Origin of the sequence: Pseudomonas sp. 91RF, assembly GCF_003576265.1 — a bacterium.
GTDB classification, from domain to species: Bacteria; Pseudomonadota; Gammaproteobacteria; order Pseudomonadales; family Pseudomonadaceae; genus Aquipseudomonas; species Aquipseudomonas kribbensis.
Map to the genome: position 1 here is coordinate 32755 of NZ_QWFC01000043.1, position 15300 is coordinate 48054.

At 61.7% G+C, this 15300-nt stretch carries 18 protein-coding genes, 1 tRNA gene and 1 pseudogene; 13 read left to right on the forward strand and 7 right to left on the reverse strand.

Annotated elements, in window-relative coordinates; genetic code table 11:
- Position 1: 1 nt before the first annotated feature.
- Complete coding sequence (gene aguB, locus DXT77_RS21770) at positions 2 to 910, reverse strand: N-carbamoylputrescine amidase (protein ID WP_119429108.1); 909 nt, start codon at positions 908 to 910, stop codon at positions 2 to 4.
- A gap of 3 nt (positions 911 to 913) precedes the next feature.
- On the reverse strand, positions 914 to 1966 hold the full coding sequence (locus DXT77_RS21775) for an agmatine/peptidylarginine deiminase (RefSeq protein WP_119429109.1): 1053 nt from the start codon (positions 1964 to 1966) through the stop codon (positions 914 to 916).
- Between the two features lie 137 nt (positions 1967 to 2103).
- Here DXT77_RS21775 and DXT77_RS21780 point away from each other — a divergent pair, with 137 nt between their 5' ends.
- Positions 2104 to 2964, forward strand: a complete 861-nt coding sequence (locus DXT77_RS21780; protein ID WP_119429110.1) for a LysR substrate-binding domain-containing protein — start codon at positions 2104 to 2106, stop codon at positions 2962 to 2964.
- Here DXT77_RS21780 and DXT77_RS21785 read toward each other — a convergent pair.
- A complete protein-coding gene (locus tag DXT77_RS21785) occupies positions 2927 to 3868 on the reverse strand; it encodes a LysR family transcriptional regulator (protein ID WP_119429111.1) in 942 nt (313 codons plus the stop codon). The two genes, DXT77_RS21780 and DXT77_RS21785, sit on opposite strands and share 38 nt — an antisense overlap.
- A gap of 134 nt (positions 3869 to 4002) precedes the next feature.
- Here DXT77_RS21785 and DXT77_RS21790 point away from each other — a divergent pair, with 134 nt between their 5' ends.
- From DXT77_RS21790 to leuD, 6 genes and pseudogenes are all read left to right on the forward strand, one after another.
- The gene (locus DXT77_RS21790; protein WP_119429112.1) at positions 4003 to 4407 is read left to right on the forward strand and encodes a RidA family protein; all 405 of its coding nucleotides are present in this window, start codon (positions 4003 to 4005) and stop codon (positions 4405 to 4407) included.
- 78 nt (positions 4408 to 4485) lie between these two features.
- Positions 4486 to 5043 carry a helix-turn-helix transcriptional regulator gene (locus DXT77_RS21795; protein WP_119429113.1) on the forward strand — a complete coding sequence of 186 codons (558 nt, stop codon included), beginning with the start codon at positions 4486 to 4488 and terminating at the stop codon, positions 5041 to 5043.
- 85 nt (positions 5044 to 5128) lie between these two features.
- Positions 5129 to 5686, forward strand: a pseudogene (locus DXT77_RS30170) (HD domain-containing protein); the annotation flags it as partial.
- Entirely contained in the window at positions 5684 to 6196 is a 513-nt protein-coding gene (locus tag DXT77_RS30175) for a GNAT family N-acetyltransferase (protein ID WP_256663012.1), read from the forward strand. The pseudogene DXT77_RS30170 and the gene DXT77_RS30175, both read left to right, overlap by 3 nt.
- Before the next feature lie 128 nt (positions 6197 to 6324).
- Positions 6325 to 7746, forward strand: coding sequence for a 3-isopropylmalate dehydratase large subunit (gene leuC, locus DXT77_RS21805; RefSeq protein ID WP_119429115.1), 1422 nt, complete (start codon positions 6325 to 6327; stop codon positions 7744 to 7746).
- A gap of 3 nt (positions 7747 to 7749) precedes the next feature.
- On the forward strand, positions 7750 to 8358 hold the full coding sequence (leuD, locus tag DXT77_RS21810; protein WP_119429116.1) for a 3-isopropylmalate dehydratase small subunit: 609 nt from the start codon (positions 7750 to 7752) through the stop codon (positions 8356 to 8358).
- Positions 8359 to 8397: 39 nt separating this feature from the next.
- On the opposite strand, the gene DXT77_RS21815 is transcribed toward leuD, so the two are convergent.
- A complete protein-coding gene (locus tag DXT77_RS21815) occupies positions 8398 to 9315 on the reverse strand; it encodes a LysR substrate-binding domain-containing protein (RefSeq protein ID WP_119429117.1) in 918 nt (305 codons plus the stop codon).
- A 560-nt stretch (positions 9316 to 9875) separates the two neighbouring features.
- Between DXT77_RS21815 and DXT77_RS21820 the strand changes: the two genes are divergently transcribed.
- The 5 genes from DXT77_RS21820 to DXT77_RS21840 all read left to right on the forward strand — a co-directional run bounded on the left by DXT77_RS21820 (position 9876) and on the right by DXT77_RS21840 (position 13196).
- Positions 9876 to 10061, forward strand: a complete 186-nt coding sequence (locus tag DXT77_RS21820) for a DUF1843 domain-containing protein (RefSeq protein WP_085708738.1) — start codon at positions 9876 to 9878, stop codon at positions 10059 to 10061.
- Positions 10062 to 10095: 34 nt separating this feature from the next.
- Positions 10096 to 10731, forward strand: coding sequence for a DUF1842 domain-containing protein (locus tag DXT77_RS21825; protein ID WP_119429118.1), 636 nt, complete (start codon positions 10096 to 10098; stop codon positions 10729 to 10731).
- Between the two features lie 40 nt (positions 10732 to 10771).
- Positions 10772 to 11353 (forward strand): DUF1842 domain-containing protein, encoded by a 582-nt coding sequence (locus DXT77_RS21830; RefSeq protein WP_119429119.1) that lies wholly within the window; start codon positions 10772 to 10774, stop codon positions 11351 to 11353.
- Between the two features lie 103 nt (positions 11354 to 11456).
- Positions 11457 to 12920, forward strand: coding sequence for a GDL motif peptide-associated radical SAM/SPASM maturase (locus tag DXT77_RS21835; RefSeq protein WP_119429120.1), 1464 nt, complete (start codon positions 11457 to 11459; stop codon positions 12918 to 12920).
- Positions 12921 to 13121: 201 nt separating this feature from the next.
- Positions 13122 to 13196: transfer RNA gene (locus DXT77_RS21840), tRNA-Gln, on the forward strand.
- 51 nt (positions 13197 to 13247) lie between these two features.
- Here DXT77_RS21840 and DXT77_RS21845 read toward each other — a convergent pair.
- The 3 genes from DXT77_RS21845 to DXT77_RS21855 all read right to left on the reverse strand — a co-directional run bounded on the left by DXT77_RS21845 (position 13248) and on the right by DXT77_RS21855 (position 14867).
- The gene (locus DXT77_RS21845) at positions 13248 to 13640 is read right to left on the reverse strand and encodes a DUF1801 domain-containing protein (RefSeq protein WP_119429121.1); all 393 of its coding nucleotides are present in this window, start codon (positions 13638 to 13640) and stop codon (positions 13248 to 13250) included.
- A 154-nt stretch (positions 13641 to 13794) separates the two neighbouring features.
- Positions 13795 to 14136: a hypothetical protein gene (locus DXT77_RS21850; protein WP_119429122.1), complete on the reverse strand. Its 342-nt coding sequence runs from the start codon at positions 14134 to 14136 to the stop codon at positions 13795 to 13797.
- 86 nt (positions 14137 to 14222) lie between these two features.
- Positions 14223 to 14867, reverse strand: coding sequence for an ATPase (locus DXT77_RS21855; RefSeq protein ID WP_119429123.1), 645 nt, complete (start codon positions 14865 to 14867; stop codon positions 14223 to 14225).
- Positions 14868 to 15030: 163 nt separating this feature from the next.
- Here DXT77_RS21855 and DXT77_RS21860 point away from each other — a divergent pair, with 163 nt between their 5' ends.
- On the forward strand, positions 15031 to 15276 hold the full coding sequence (locus DXT77_RS21860) for a hypothetical protein (RefSeq protein WP_114882441.1): 246 nt from the start codon (positions 15031 to 15033) through the stop codon (positions 15274 to 15276).
- Positions 15277 to 15300: the final 24 nt, after the last annotated feature.

Sequence of the window (15300 nt, forward strand, 5' to 3'; positions counted from 1 at the left end):
ATCAGACTCCTTGAGGATTCCAGCGGGCGTGAAGGTGACGGCCGTCCTGGCTCAACAAGGCGCCGTACATTTCCGGGCGCCGGTCGCGGTAGATGCCCCAGCTCAGGCGCTCTTCACGCATGGCCGAAAGATCCAGGCTTTGCACCAGCACGCCGGTGCTGGCGCGGTCGGCTTCGGCGAGCATTTTTCCCTTGTGGTTGCAGATGAACGACGAGCCGTAGAAATTCATTTGCAGCGCCGCATCGGTGCCCGCCACTTCGCGGCCAACACGGTTGGAGGCGATCACCGGCAGCAGGTTGGCAGCCGCGTGGCCGCGCATGGTCATCTGCCAGTGATCCCGCGAATCCAGATCCGCGCAGCCCGGTTCCGAGCCAATGGCGGTCGGATACAGCAGCACCTCAGCGCCCATCAACGCCAGACAGCGGGCGGTTTCCGGGAACCACTGATCCCAGCAGATGCCCACGCCGAGACGGCCGAACGCGGTGTCCCAGACTTTGAAACCGGTGTCGCCGGGACTGAAATATTCCTTCTCCTGATAGCCGATGGCGTTGGGGATGTGGGTCTTGCGATAAACACCCAGCAAACGCCCGTCGGCATCCGCCACGCTCAGGGAATTGAAGTAGGCATTGCCGGCCTTCTCGTACCAGCTCAGCGGCAGCACCACGCCGAGTTCCCGGGCCAGCGCGGCGAAGCGCGACAGCACCTGACTGTCGCGATACTCCTCGGCCAGCGCCATATGGTGGTGGCTCTGCTCGATGCAGAAATACGGCGTGGCGAACAACTCCTGCAACAGGATCACCTGCGCGCCCTGCGCCGCCGCTTCACGCACCAGTTGCTCGGCGCGGTCGAGGTTGCTTTTAAGATCCCAGGTGCACGGCATCTGGGTGGTGGCGACTTTGAGCATCGTCATCGATCAACCCTCCACCGGCCAGGCTGGCTGCTGTTGGGTGATGCAATGCACACCGCCACCGCCATGGGCCAGGTGATTGATCTGCACCGGCACCACTTCACGGCCCGGGAACGCCTTGGCCAGGGTTTCTGCCGCGACATGGTCGGCCTCGATGCCGTACGCCGGCATGATGATCGCGCCGTTGGCGATGTAGAAATTGGTGTACGAAGCGCAGAACACTTCGGCTTCGGTGTCCACGGCGTCGGTGGCTTCGTACAGCTCGATCAGCTCGAACTTGCGGCCCTGAGCGTCGGTGGCCAATTCCAGTGCACGGCGATTTTCCCGCACCACTTCGGCGTAAACCGAGCTGCGATCGTGAGTGGCATCCACCAGCAACACGCCGGGACGGGCGAAGGCGCAGACGCCATCGACGTGGCCGTCGGTCATGTCACCGGTGACGTAATCCGGATCCCCCGGCAGCCAGATGGTTTTCTTCACGCCGAGCAGGCGGCTGAAGATTTCTTCCATCTCGGCCTTGCTCACGCCGGGGTTGCGGTTGGGGTTGAGCAGCACCGATTCGGTGGTGATCAAGGTGCCCTCGCCGTCCACATGGATCGCACCGCCCTCGTTGCTCAGCGCCGTGCCGAAGCACTCGCCGCCCAAATGATTGAGTACGCGACGGGCCAGGCTTTCGTCCAGGTCATGGGCCGACTTGCCGCCCCAGGCGTTGAAGCGCCAGCTCACACCGGCCAGACCTTGCTCCGGGTGGACGACGAAGCTTGGGCCGGAGTCGCGGCACCAGCTGTCGTTGACCGCCAGCGGAATCAGTTCGATGTTCGGCCCGCACAAGGCCTTGGCGCTGGCGATGGCCGACGGATCGACGACCATTTTCACCGGTTCGAACCGGGCGATGGCATTGGCGACGCGGGCGAAATCTTCCTGCACCAACGGCAAGGTCACGCGCCAGCCCGACTCCCACAGGGCTTTGTTGTGTGGCCAGACCATCCAGGTCGCGGCGTGCGTTACCCACTCTGCCGGCATCATCCAACCGCTGTTGTTGTTTTTGTTCTGCTGCATGGTAAAAAGCCCTTTGAGTTAAGCCATTGTGTTCAATGAAAACAGCCTTGGCGGCGTTGACGTGCATGCTAATGGCGGCCTGAAGGGCAAACAAACGATGGATTTAGCGGAAAACTGATTAGAGGAACTTATCGATCATGCTGAAACACTGGCCACCCCTCAGCTCGTTGCGCGGCTTCGAAGCCGCTGCAAGATTGGGCAGTTTTCACAAGGCTGCCGAAGAGCTGAGCCTCACGCAATCGGCCATCAGCCAGCAGATCCGCAGCCTTGAGGCGTACCTGGAGCAGCCGCTGTTTTTCCGCAGCGGGCGCAGCGTCGCCCTGACCGACGCCGGCCACGATCTGCTCAGCACGACTCAGGCGATGCTGCAGCAACTGTCGGTGGGCATCCGGCGGCTGGGTCAGTACCAGAAGCCCAATCAACTGGTGCTCAACACCACGCCGGCGTTTGCCCGGCACTGGCTGCTGCCGCGTCTGGGCGATTTCCGCCGTCAGCACCCGAATGTCGATCTATGGATTTTCAGCACCGATGAAGTGCCGGACATGGCGACCCAGACCATCGATCTGGCGGTACGCGACGACATCAGTTCCCAGGCCGAATGCAGCTTCAAGGTGCTGCATGCCGACCGCCTGTATCCGGCGTGTCACCCGAGCCTGCTGAGCGTGCCGGGCGCGCAGCGGACAACGCTGCACGGCGAGCGGGAAATGGACTGGAGCCATTGGGCGGTGGAATCCGGGATCGACGTCGGCCAGCAGGATCAAGGCCTGAACTTCTCCGATCCCGGCCTGTTGCTGGACGCCGCGTGCAGCGGGCTCGGCATCGCGCTGGTCAGCCAGTTGCTCAGCCGCAAGGCCCGGGCCGACGGGCTGTTGCAGCCCTTGGTGGACGACACCATTCGCGGCCCGAACTGGGCGCTGCTGACCCACCGCGACAGCGAAAGCGATCCGATGGCCCGCAGTTTTACCGAGTGGTTGCTGGCGAACCTGGGCGATCCATGACCGGGGCGTGGCGGGCCATCACCTCGGCGATCCAGTCGATAAACACCCGCAGTTTGCGGCTGATGTGACGGTTGGGCGGGTACGCGACGTAGAGCGGCATCGGATCCAGGCGCCAGTCTTCGAACAGCGGCACCAGATCACCGCTGGCCTCGTGTGCTTTGGACATGTACTTGGGCAACCACAACACGCCCAGCCCCGCGAGGCCCGCCGACAGGTAAGCATTGCCGTCATCCACCGCCAGCACGTGGCGGCCCTTGATCTGCAAGTCTTCGTGTTCGTTGTGCAAGGCGTAAGGCACCGGTTTGCCGGTGCGCGCCCAGAGGAAACCGACCACCCGGTGATGGCTGTCCTCCAAGTCCCGGGGATGCGCCGGGATGCCGGCCCGGGCCAGATAACCCGGCGCGGCATATACGCCCAGTTGAAGATCCGCCACCTTCCGGGCCATCAGCGACTGATCCCGCAGCTCGCCCCCACGCACCACGCAGTCGACGTTTTCATCAATGATGTCGACGATCCGGTCACTGACGCCCATGTCGATCTGGATTTCCGGATACCGCGCGCAAAACTCGGGCAGCGCCGGCACCAGAATCAGGTTGGCCAGGGGGCTCGGTACATCAACCCGCAAGCGCCCCTTGGGCTGGGCCGCCGCGCCGGGAAGGCTGGTCTCGGCATCGTCCATGTCCGCCAGCAACCTGATCACCCGCTCGTAGTAGGCCGCGCCGTCCGCCGTGGCGTTGACCTTGCGCGTGGTGCGGTTGAGCAACTTGACCCGCAGGCGCGCCTCCAGTTGCTGCACCAGATGGGTCACGGTGGTCTTGCTCATGTGCAGGGTCTCAGCGGCTTTGGTGAAACTGCCCGCCTCCACCACCCGGGCGAAGGCCTGCATCGCGTCGAAACGGTCCATATCCAACCTCTAATGGCGGCTCGATTGTTTGGCTATCCCAAACAGTGAACGCCAAGGTTGCGCGTTTATCGTGTCGGCGCAAGCCCCTAGAGTTGCTCCATCGCAGGTTTTCAGCCCATTGAAGGAGACACCCCATGACCAACAACCAGCCAAAACGCGACGTGATTTTCCCGCCCGGACGTCATGCCCTCTACGAGCGCAATCGCTATTCGCCGGCCGTTCGTTCCAACGGTTTTCTGTTTGTCTCCGGGCAAGTCGGCAGCCTTGAGGACGGCTCGCCCGAGCCGGATCTCAAGCAACAGGTGCGCCGGGCCTTCACCAACCTCAACGCGATTCTCGGCGCGGCCGGCGGCAGTTTCGATGACGTGGTGGACGTGACCGTGTTCATGGTCGACCCGCAATCGACCTTCGAAACCATCTGGGAAGTGGTGCCGGAGTTCTGGGGCGAGGCGCCGCATCCGACGATTACGGCGGTCGGCGTGACGTGGCTGTATGGCTTTCAGTTCGAGATCAAGGTGATTGCCAAAGTGCCGGAGTGACCTGATGTCGCGTCGATTTGCAGCGCGGGCGGACAGTCTTCAGACTGTCCGCCCGCATTCCTTTTGCGATCCATCGCCATGTCCGACACCTTGTTGAAGCCCAGCCTGCCCGGCATCGCCCTGCGCCGCTGGCGCGTGCTGCACCGCGTCAAGCAGAGCCATGCCGCCGAGTTGTTCAAGGTGACCCAGTCGACGATTTCCCGTTGGGAAAGCGGTGTGCTCGCGATGGATGCAGACGCGCATCTTCAGCTCGAACGGTTACTCGCGGCGCGCCTCGACAGCGCCGCCGATCAGGCCCTCGCACGACTGGTAACAGACAGCGCACGCCCGGTTCACCTCGTCTGCGACCTGACCCATCGCCTGCTGGCCTGCTCCCCGGCCCGGGCTGCGCAGTTCGCCAGCCCGCTGAGTGATCTGCTGGGGCAATCGCTGTGGCGCTTTGCGACCGCGGAAATCCAGCACAAGGAATCCTTGCTGGATGACAGCGGCTGGCGTGAAGTCCAGGCGCCGCCGGCACTGGAATTCCTGACGGGCAGCAATGACTCCGCCCTCGTGCCGATCCAGCCAGGCCTCTGCCGCTGGACGCGGATCGCCCTCTCCGACGGCACCGCCGCACGACTGGTGGAAACGCTATAGGCCATCCGCCGCATATTTTATGCGTGGACGATGATCGAGGCCGGGCCTAGGCTTTGAGCCCTGCTCTCTTTACTCCGGCCACTGTATGAGCCTCGAAAAAATCAAGGGACGCCTCGAATTCCTGCGCGAAGCGGAACGGCTCAAGGACGTCCTCAGAAGCGCGCACACGTCCTCGGGGCGCAGCGAAAGCACCGCCGAACACAGCTGGCGCCTGTGCCTGATGGCGATCGTGTTCGCCGACGACCTGGCCGGGCTCGATGTGCTGAAAGTCCTGAAGATGTGCGTCATCCACGACCTCGGCGAGGCCATCAACGGTGACATTCCGGCGGTCGATCAAGCCGGTTGTCCCGACAAGGGCGAACAGGAGCGCAACGACTTGCTGCTGCTCACCCGTTCTCTGGACGACGCGCTGAGAAGCGAAATCCTCGCGCTCTGGGACGACTACGAAAACGCCGGCTCCCCCGAAGCCAAAGCGGTAAAGGCACTGGACAAGCTGGAAACACTTTTACAACACACTCAAGGACAGAATCCGCCAGACTTCGACTATGGCTTCAACCTGGCCTACGGCAAGCAATACACCAACGCCGATCCGCTGTTCGAAACCCTTCGGACCCTGATCGACCGGGATACCCGAGAACGCATGAATACAAACATCACAATCCGCAACGAACAACCCGAAGACATCGACGCCATCGCAAAATTGACCGAAGCGGCGTTCCAGCACGAAGAACACTCCAGCCACACCGAACAATTCATCGTCAACGCGCTGCGCAGCGCCGGCCAGCTCAGCGTTTCGCTGGTGGCCGTCGAGAACGACACGGTGGTTGGCCATGTGGCCATTTCACCGGTGACAATTTCCTCCGGCGCTCAAGGCTGGTACGGCCTCGGCCCGATCTCCGTGTCCCCGACCCGCCAGCAGCAAGGCATCGGCTCGGCGCTGATGAAAGCCTCGCTTGCGGAGTTGCAGCGTATTGGCGGCGTCGGCTGCGTGGTGCTGGGTGATCCGGGCTACTACGGGCGTTTCGGCTTCAAGGCCCATGCGGGCCTGGAGTTGCCGGGGATTCCGGCGGAGTATTTTCAGGCGTTGGCGTTTGGTGGGGAGTTGCCACTCGGTGTCGTGAAATATCACGAGGCGTTCGAGGCTACCGAGTAGCGCCTCATCGTTTTTCATTGCTCACATTTCGTGTTCAACGGCTTCACCAAAGCGCTCTTGATGCTGTTTCAGCGATCAATGACTCTGTCCGTACGTTGTTTTTGCACTGACAGAAAAGAGCCAACGCCATGCAAAGCCCGAGAACCCTGTACCAGAAACACATCGACAGTCACACGGTCTGCACCCTCGACGATCAGGGCCATGTGCTGCTTTACATCGACCGCCAGGTCGCCAACGAATACACCAGCCCACAGGCTTTCAGCGGATTGCGCGACGCCGGGCGCAAGGTCTGGCGCCCCGCAGCGACGCTGGCGGTGGTCGATCACGTGAACCCCACCGAGCCGACCCGCATCGCGACCATGCCCGACGCCGGAGGTGCGCGGCAGGTGTCGTATTTCGAGGAAAACTGCCGCGACTTCGGCATCGAGCTGTTCGATGTGCTGGACAAGCGCCAAGGCATCGAACACGTCGTCGCACCGGAACAGGGTTTCATTCTGCCGGGCATGGTGGTGGCGGCCGGTGACAGCCACACCACCACTTACGGCGCTCTGGGTGCATTCGGTTTCGGCATCGGCACCTCGGAAATCGAGCACCTGCTGGCGACGCAGACCCTGGTCTACAAACGCCTGAAGACCATGCGGGTGACGGTCAACGGTGAGCTCGGTGCGGGTATCACGTCGAAAGACATCATCATGGCGCTGATCGAGCAGATCGGTGCTTCGGGGGCCACCGGTTATGCCATCGAATTCACCGGCCCGGCGATCAGCGACCTCAGCGTCGAAGCACGCATGACCATCTGCAACATGGCCGTGGAGGCCGGCGCCCGTGGCGCGTTCATGGCGCCGGATGACAAGGTCTTCGCCTATCTGCAACTCAAGCCGCGCGCGCCGAAAGGCGAACTCTGGGAACTGGCGGTCGAGCGCTGGAAAGGCCTGCACAGCGACCATGGCGCGGTGTTCGACAGTGAGGTCAGTCTGGATGTTTCGGCTCTGGAACCGATGGTCACCTGGGGCACCAGCCCGGATCAGGCCGCCCCGGTCGGCGGCCAAGTGCCGGACCCGGCCAGCCAGCCCGATCCGATTCTGCGCCAAGGCCTGCAACGCGCCCTTGATTACATGGGATTGAAACCCGGCACACCGTTGAACGAGGTGGTGATCAGCCATGCCTTCATCGGCTCCTGCACCAATGCGCGGATCGAGGATTTGCGTGACGTGGCCCGTGTGGTGCGCGGCAAACAAGTGGCGCCCCATGTGCGGGCGATGATCGTACCCGGCTCGACGCTGGTGCGCGATCAGGCGGAAGCCGAAGGGCTGGCGCAGATCTTTCGCGACGCCGGTTTCGAATGGCGCCAATCCGGCTGCTCGATGTGCCTGGCGATGAACGACGACGTGCTCGCGCCGGGTGATCGCTGCGCCTCCAGCACCAATCGCAACTTCGAAGGACGTCAGGGTGCCGGTGCGCGCACCCACCTGATGAGCCCGGCGATGGTCGCCGCAGCCGCCATCACCGGACATTTGACTGACGTGCGCGCCTTCGCGCGGGGAGTTTGAGCCATGCAACCGTTCACCACTATCAGTGGCAGCGCCGCGCCGTTTCTGGCGGCCAACATCGACACCGACGTGATCATGCCCAAGCAATTCCTCAAGGGCATTGATCGTCAAGGACTGGACCGGGGGCTGTTTTTCGATCTGCGTTTTCTGGCCTCGGGTGAGCCCAATCCCGAGTTCGTGCTCAATCAGCCCGCCTGGCAGGACGCGGCGTTTCTGGTGACCGGACCGAATTTCGGCTGCGGTTCCAGCCGTGAGCATGCGGTTTGGGGCTTGAAGCAGGTCGGGATCCGGGCGCTGATCGGCACCACGTTCGCCGGGATTTTCTACGACAACTGTCAGCGCAACGGCGTGTTGGCGATTCAGCTCGATGCCGCGCAGCTCAAGCAGGTCGCCGACCTCATCAGCGTTCCGGCGACCGCGCATATCCGCGTGAACCTGCCCGAGCAGACCATCGAACTGGCGGACGGAACACGGATCGCTTTCGAGATCGATGAACTGCGCAAACAGTCACTGCTGCTGGGGCTGGACGCCATCGGCACGACGCTGCAACGGGCCGAACAGATTCGCGCGTTTGAAGCGCGACATCTGGCTGAAAATCCCTGGCTGGGCTGAACACAAAAAGCCGGGTGGCTCACTGAACCACCCGGTTTTTCATTCGACGGACAAGTCGCGGAAATACTCTTCGAGAAACTCCACGCAGACCCGCAACTTGGCCGACTCGCTGAGCCGCGTCGGGTACACCGCCCAGACGTTGGCGCTCTGGGTGTAATCCGCCAGCACCTGCACCAGCCGCCCCTGCTCAAGCATCGGTTTGACGTCCCACATCGAGCGCAACAGAATCCCGCCGCCGCTCAAGGCCCACTCCATGACGATTTCGCCACTGTTGGAGGACAGCGGGCCGCTGACCCGCACCGATTCCTGCTGCCCCTCCTTGGTGAGCTCCCAGATGCCAAACGCATTGTTGCGCTCCTTCAGCACCAGGCAATCGTGGTCTTGCAGGTCGTCAAGGGTTTGCGGCGTACCCCGGCGCTCGAGGTAGTCCGGCGTGGCGCACAGCACCCGCCGGTTGCTCACCAGTTTTCGCGCCAGGTGCTGGCCTGGCAGGTCATCGCCGACGAGGATTTCCAGGTCGAAGCCCTCGCCCACCAGATCAACTACGCGGTCGAATACGTCCAGGCGGATGTCGAGCTTCGGGCAGGTTCGGGCCAGTTGGCTGATCGCCGGTGCGACGTGATTGCGGCCGAAACCGAAGCTGCTGCAAATGTGCAGCGACCCGGCTGGCTGGTGTCGGGCCTGGGCCATCTCGCCGAGGAAATCATCGAAGTCCCCCAGCAGCTTTTCCGCCCAGATCCGTACCCGCTCGCCATCGTCGGTCAGGGCGATGCGCCGGGTGGTGCGGTGCAACAGCTTTGTCGAGAGCGTGCTTTCGAGCACCGCGACGCGTTTGCTGACGTAGGCCGGCGAATAGCCCAACTCATCGGCCGCGCTGGCAAAGCTGTTCTTGCGGATGACCGTCAGGAACACCTTGAGGTCTTCAGGCAAGGGAAACTGGTCACGATTCGTGTTCATACAGCGCGCTCTTCCACTGCCAGCTTCATGATTCGCGCAGGATAGCAGCGGCCATGACCGTTCGGCGCTTTTTCTGGCAGCCCCGAACAAACAGGGCTAGGGTTGCGTGGCTGGCGATATGCTGGCCACTTGGCAAACGTCTCTCGACGTACGCCATCAGCAGCACTGGAAGAAAAAATCAGGGATGGTTTTTGTGCTTGCGGGTTAATGCACTCTTGATGAGTGAACAACCTATCCCTGTGTTTCGTTGCTTTCTATCAAGGACAGAAAGATGACCAACGTACAGGCGAACTTCTCTTGCCCTCTGCCACGGCAGACGTGCCTCCCGATTCCGAACAGCGGGCCTGACAGCAGACCGGACGGTTTCGGCTGACGCCCGCGGCGTCGCATCGGCGCCCATTCAATCACCACGATTTGACGGATCCGGACGGATCAGGCCTTCACCTCGCCAGGCACCACTGTCGCCAGTGTTTCCTGCCGCTGGCTGTCGCCTGCCTGTCAGGAAAGACGCCCCTCGCCTGAAGGGGATGTTCGACAACCACCACGAGGAAACCCTCGATATGACTGGCTCAAAACACAACATGCCGCCTTACGGCGTCGCCATCCAGAGCGCCATCACGGGCGGCGATCTGCAACAGATGAAGACTTTGTTGAAGCAGCGCGATTCAACCAAGCCGGAAGCGAAGGAGCTGCAAACCGCGTACGAAAAACTGGCCAAAGAAGTTTCCCGTCTGGAAAAACACTAAGGCCATCAACCACATTGCAATGGAGGCAATTCACATGTCTGGTTCTGTTTCGCAACAAAACGTCGGTCTGTTTCCGGTGAGCTACCGGATCAGCACCGGGCTGCCTGGCGCACCAAGCCTGGTACTCAACCTCCTGGTTTCAACGCCTCAGGAGCAAGTCAACGGCAATGCCACCATCACCCAAGCCATCAATCCGCCGCTCGACCTGCATTCCGATGTATGGGGCGAATACACCTATCTCACCGTCATGTCCCCCGGTGTCAGCAAGATCCTGATCACCGCCCAGGGCAATCATGGCGGTCCAGGCTCCAACTCCATCGTCAACTTCAAGATCCGGCTGGTAGTCGGGACTGACTGGAGAGAAGGTGTCGCCAATTACGAGTACTACAACGGTACTCAATGGATCGAAGTCACCAATGCCCCGGCGCATCTGGTCGAATCGGTGCCATCGAACGCCTTTCAGCCTTTCCATCCCGGCCCCGTGATCCAGCCACACCGCCCGATCATGCCGTTGTACGCCGCCCCCATCCAGAGCGCCATCGCCGCTGGCGACCTGGCCAAGATGAAAAGTTTGGCCGCGCTGGCCAAGCAGCAACTGGAGCAGCTACCGCAATTGCGGATCGCGCTGGATACCGCAAAAAACGAACTCAGCCGCCTGCAAAGTCGCTGATCGGCCACTGGACTCCATCATCATTCAAGGAAGCAGCATCATGTCGATCGGACTTTTCCATACCCGCCTGATTGTCAGAAACGATTTACTCGGCGCACCTGTCTTGACCCTGGATCTGCTGGTCAACACCGTCAGCAAGAAAGTCAGCGGCGTGGCCAGTGTATTTCAGGCTACCTGGCCTACCGTCAATTTCCGGGCTCAGGTCTGGGGCGACTACAGCCAGGTCAAGCTGACCTCGGCGGTCGAGAACCACATCATCCTCAACCTGGCCGGCAGCCCGAGCGGCCCGCTCAGCCAGATCGCCCAGACCTTCCATCTCAAAGGCATTCTAGGCGGTGACTGGGCCAGCGGTTTTGCCGACTACCGTTACGAAGAGCAAGGCCAATGGCACGTCGTAAAACACGTCGCTGTGCATCAGGCTCAAACCGTGGAGCCGCAACCGGTGCCGCATCCACACGTGCCGCTTTACGCCGTTGCCGTGCAACAGGCCCAGACCAGCGGGGATCTGGCACAGCTCAAGACCGCCGTGCAACAGGGCGAGCAGCAACTGGCCCACGAGGGCGCCTTGCGCAGTGCCCTTGAGCAACTGAACGCAGAAATCGCGCGTCTGGAAGCACGCTAAACCGCACGCCCCGGGCGAGGCCACTGCCGGCCTCGCCCGGTCTTGCGGCGAATCGAGATCAGTCCAATCGTGCCGCGCACAGGACCGTGCGCAAGGATCTCCCATGACAGACATCCGCCCTGCCCGCTACCTCAGTGACACCGACCTCAAGCGCTACGTGCCGGTGCACGTGGTCTGGGAAATCACCCTGGCCTGCGACCTCAAATGCCTGCATTGCGGCTCACGCGCGGGGCATCGACGCCCCGATGAACTCAACACCCGTGAATGCCTCGATGTCATCGATTCCCTCGCCGCCCTCGGCACCCGCGAGATCACCCTGATCGGCGGCGAAGCCTATCTGCGCAAGGACTGGACGCAACTGATCCAGGCCATTCACGATCACGGCATGTACTGCGCGATCCAGACCGGCGGTCGCAACCTGACGCCGGCGAAGATGCAGGCCGCTGTCGATGCGGGCCTCAACGGAGTTGGAATCTCTCTGGATGGACTCGCGCCGTTGCACGACAAGGTGCGCAACGTGCCCGGTTCGTTCGACAAGGCGGTCGATACCCTGCGCCGGGCCAAGGCGTCCGGGCTGGCGGTGAGCGTCAACACCCAGATCGGTGCGGCGACTCTGCCTGACTTGCCGGAGTTGATGGACACCATCATCGAACTCGGCGCCACCCATTGGCAGATCCAGATCACCGTGGCCATGGGCAATGCCGTGGATCACCCGGATCTCTTGCTGCAACCCTATCAATTGCTGGAAGTGATGCCGCTGCTCGCGCGGTTGTACCGCGAGGGCGTGGATCGCGGCCTGCTGATGAACGTCGGCAACAACATCGGTTATTACGGCCCTTACGAACATTTGTGGCGCGGCTTCGGGGACGAGCGCGTGCACTGGAGCGGCTGCGCGGCCGGTCAGACCGTGCTGGCGCTCGAAGCCGACGGCACGGTGAAAGGCTGCCCGTCCCTGGCCACCGTCGGTTTCTCCGGTGGCAACGTGCGCGACATGAACCTGCACGATATCTGGCATTACAGCGAAGGCATCCACTTCGGCCGTCTGCGCTCGGTCGACGATCTGTGGGGCTACTGCCGCAGCTGCTATTACAACGACGTCTGTCGGGGCGGTTGCACCTGGACATCGCACTCGCTGCTGGGCAAACCCGGCAACAATCCGTACTGCCATTACCGAACCCTGGAACTGCAGAAGCGCGGGCTGCGCGAGCGCATCGTCAAGCTCGAAGACGCCGCGCAACGCTCCTTCGCCGTCGGCCGTTTCGACCTGATCACCGAACGCATCGACACCGGCGAGCAAGTCAGCAGCGTTAGCGACAGCGGCCAGGTGATCAAACTGGCGTGGATCAATCAGGGCCAGAAGTCGCCGGAGGAAGGACGCATTCCGGTGCAACTGGCGCTGTGCCGCAGCTGCCTGCAGTACATTCATCCCCACGAATCGATCTGCCCGCACTGTCACGCCGACGTCGCGGCCGCCGAGGCCAGACACCAGACGGACCGGGCTCGTCAGCAGGCGATCATGAACACGTTGACGGGATTGCTGGGGGTGGCGCCGAGTACGTTGGTGTGAAATCGGGTCCAGGCGCCCGCAGGATTCGGGTGCCTGGACCGCCAGGACGTCCTGAAAATCCGGCCCTTTCAGCCGCTCCGGGAAATAAGTAGCTGTTTTCCATGAAATTTATTTGCATCAGGGGTTCCCAGAACGCAAGAGCGCTGGTAAAGTGCCGCCCACTGTTGCAGAGGTCCTCCCGGGACTGAAACCAATAGCTACAGGGGCGTCGCCAAGCGGTAAGGCAGCAGGTTTTGATCCTGCCATGCGTTGGTTCGAATCCAGCCGCCCCTGCCATTTTCTTCCTCGTTTCACCCTCCTCCGCTTCATCTCTGCCTCAACGGCAAATCATTTTCTTGAATTCAACGTAATCGCCGAACGCACCAGCGCTTTCAGTGCCGTCGCATCTATTTCGTCGCCCTCGTGAACATCAAGCGCCCGCCGGGTATTGCCTTCAAGGCTTGCATTGAACAGTCCTGACGGATCCTCCAGCGCCGCACCTTTGGCAAACGTCATTTTCACCACGGCCTTGTAGGTTTCCCCCGTGCAGATGATGCCGTTGTGTGACCAGACCGGAACGCCCCGCCACTTCCACTCCTCGATGACCTCCGGATCGGCTTCGTGAATGATCGCGCGGATCTCGGCCAGCTTCTGGCCGCGCCAGTCGTTGAGTTCCTTGATTCTTGCGTCGATCAGCGCCGAGGGATTCTCGGTTGCCGCGCCGCTGCTGTCCTTCTTCATATCCTTGTTCTCCCGAAAAACCTTGTCCGCTATCCAGCGTAGCGCCGACTGCGCCAGACGCCGGGCAAAAAAAGCCCCGCAAGGTGCGGGGCAAAGGAATTGGTTGGTTGCGGCCAACCAAAGGAGCATCGTCAAAAGCGCTGACCGTCGGGTGTTACAGGCACTCCTGGGCAGCCCGTTCAAAACTCGACGGCATGAAACTCGACGCCAGCAAGTGGCGCTCGTACAAGAACACTTTGCCGCCGTCCTGCGCCTTGTAGGCTTCCAGCACGTTGTCCGCCGACACTTTGCTCGGCACCACGATCCGGTAGCTGCGCTGGGTCTGGGAGACAGTCGGGTTCATCGCACTGCTCTGCAGTTTCGGCACGACGCATTCGGCGTACTGGGCCGGGGTCTTGTGGGTCTGCAAGGTCAGCGTCGGATCGTTCGGCGCGGAAGCGCAGGCGGTCATCAGCAAAGTGGCAGACGCCATGGCAGGGATAAAAAAGGCTCGCATGGATAAAATCCTGAAAATAAAAGGTCCGGTTCTCAAGCAACGTTCAGCGTCACGGGCGCTGCCGTTGCGATTTCTGATTTGGGTGTTCAGCCTGCACTCACCAAAGCCTTGAGCGAATCATCGAACTGCTTCAAGGCGCTGAATTGCAAGTCCCGTTGTTTTTCGATCTGGGCTGCGATCTCGGGCGCTGCCTTGTTGTGAACCCACACCGACGGCAGCTGTTTCTCCACCGCACCTTCGGCCTTGCCGATGTATTGCAGGTTGGCGTCGTAGAAGCGTGCGGCGAAGCGCGCTTCGACCTGACTGTTGCGCTGGGTCAGCAGACGGTTGTGGGTGTCGAGCATCACCACCACGTCCGGATGGGCCTGCACCAGTTGATCCAGGCTGTCGTAGACCGTCACCGAGAGAAACTGCTGTTGCAGCGAGCTCATCAACCAGTCGATGGCCAGTTCCGGGTCGGAACTGTTGACGAAGGCCTCGCGGATCCGCGCATCGAGCGCATCCTTGGCACCGTTCACCGCCACGTCGTGGTAGCGCTCCAGGTATTGCTGGTTCTCCAGCGTATTTTCGCTGTACAGCACACCCACGGTTTGCGAGTGCTGCAGCCCGCTGCTGGCGCCGCCGATAGGAAGAAAATGGCACGTACCGGCGTCGGCTGCGTAAGTCGGTGCAGTGGTGGCTACCCCGCCCATCAGCAGGGCGACCAAAGCCAGTCGGGTCAAAGTCTTCATCGCGCAAATTCCTTGAGCTGCGTTTCGATGGAGGCGATTTTCCGCCTGTCGGCCGCAAAGCAGAACTTGCGTTTCTTGATGGTCACTATTACTTGAACCAATAGTTGCGCAGCGTGCAGACTGCTGCACACTCGATCACAACGAAAACAAATGAGGATTTTCCGTGCGAACCTTTGATTTGATCCGCGATGCCGTCCTGCCCGAATTCCGCGACCGGGTGGCCGAATACCTCGTCGAATACGAAACCGTGCTGGGCCAGTCGGCGGACGATTCGGAGTCGGTGCGGGCCGTGGCCAATCAGTTGCGTGGTTATCTGCGCGGCCTCAACACCACGCGAGTGCTGGGCATGGCGGACTGGGAAGAACTCGACCGGCGCGTGCTGGACACCTGGCTCGCGCATACGCGATGACCCGCTAGACTCTTCAGGCTGCGC

Excerpts from the sequence above, each read along its gene's own strand:
- DXT77_RS21825 (WP_119429118.1), top strand. The coding sequence starts at position 10,096 with ATGTCTGGTTCTGTTTCGCAACAAAACGTCGGTCTGTTTCCGGTGAGC.
- DXT77_RS21820 (WP_085708738.1), top strand. The coding sequence starts at position 9,876 with ATGACTGGCTCAAAACACAACATGCCGCCTTACGGCGTCGCCATCCAG.
- DXT77_RS21855 (WP_119429123.1), bottom strand. The coding sequence starts at position 14,867 with ATGAAGACTTTGACCCGACTGGCTTTGGTCGCCCTGCTGATGGGCGGG.
- DXT77_RS21795 (WP_119429113.1), top strand. The coding sequence starts at position 4,486 with ATGTCCGACACCTTGTTGAAGCCCAGCCTGCCCGGCATCGCCCTGCGC.
- DXT77_RS21835 (WP_119429120.1), top strand. The coding sequence starts at position 11,457 with ATGACAGACATCCGCCCTGCCCGCTACCTCAGTGACACCGACCTCAAG.
- DXT77_RS21830 (WP_119429119.1), top strand. The coding sequence starts at position 10,772 with ATGTCGATCGGACTTTTCCATACCCGCCTGATTGTCAGAAACGATTTA.
- DXT77_RS21850 (WP_119429122.1), bottom strand. The coding sequence starts at position 14,136 with ATGCGAGCCTTTTTTATCCCTGCCATGGCGTCTGCCACTTTGCTGATG.
- DXT77_RS21845 (WP_119429121.1), bottom strand. The coding sequence starts at position 13,640 with ATGAAGAAGGACAGCAGCGGCGCGGCAACCGAGAATCCCTCGGCGCTG.
- leuD (WP_119429116.1), top strand. The coding sequence starts at position 7,750 with ATGCAACCGTTCACCACTATCAGTGGCAGCGCCGCGCCGTTTCTGGCG.
- DXT77_RS21790 (WP_119429112.1), top strand. The coding sequence starts at position 4,003 with ATGACCAACAACCAGCCAAAACGCGACGTGATTTTCCCGCCCGGACGT.
- DXT77_RS21780 (WP_119429110.1), top strand. The coding sequence starts at position 2,104 with ATGCTGAAACACTGGCCACCCCTCAGCTCGTTGCGCGGCTTCGAAGCC.
- DXT77_RS21785 (WP_119429111.1), bottom strand. The coding sequence starts at position 3,868 with ATGGACCGTTTCGACGCGATGCAGGCCTTCGCCCGGGTGGTGGAGGCG.
- DXT77_RS21815 (WP_119429117.1), bottom strand. The coding sequence starts at position 9,315 with ATGAACACGAATCGTGACCAGTTTCCCTTGCCTGAAGACCTCAAGGTG.
- DXT77_RS21775 (WP_119429109.1), bottom strand. The coding sequence starts at position 1,966 with ATGCAGCAGAACAAAAACAACAACAGCGGTTGGATGATGCCGGCAGAG.
- DXT77_RS30175 (WP_256663012.1), top strand. The coding sequence starts at position 5,684 with ATGAATACAAACATCACAATCCGCAACGAACAACCCGAAGACATCGAC.
- leuC (WP_119429115.1), top strand. The coding sequence starts at position 6,325 with ATGCAAAGCCCGAGAACCCTGTACCAGAAACACATCGACAGTCACACG.
- aguB (WP_119429108.1), bottom strand. The coding sequence starts at position 910 with ATGACGATGCTCAAAGTCGCCACCACCCAGATGCCGTGCACCTGGGAT.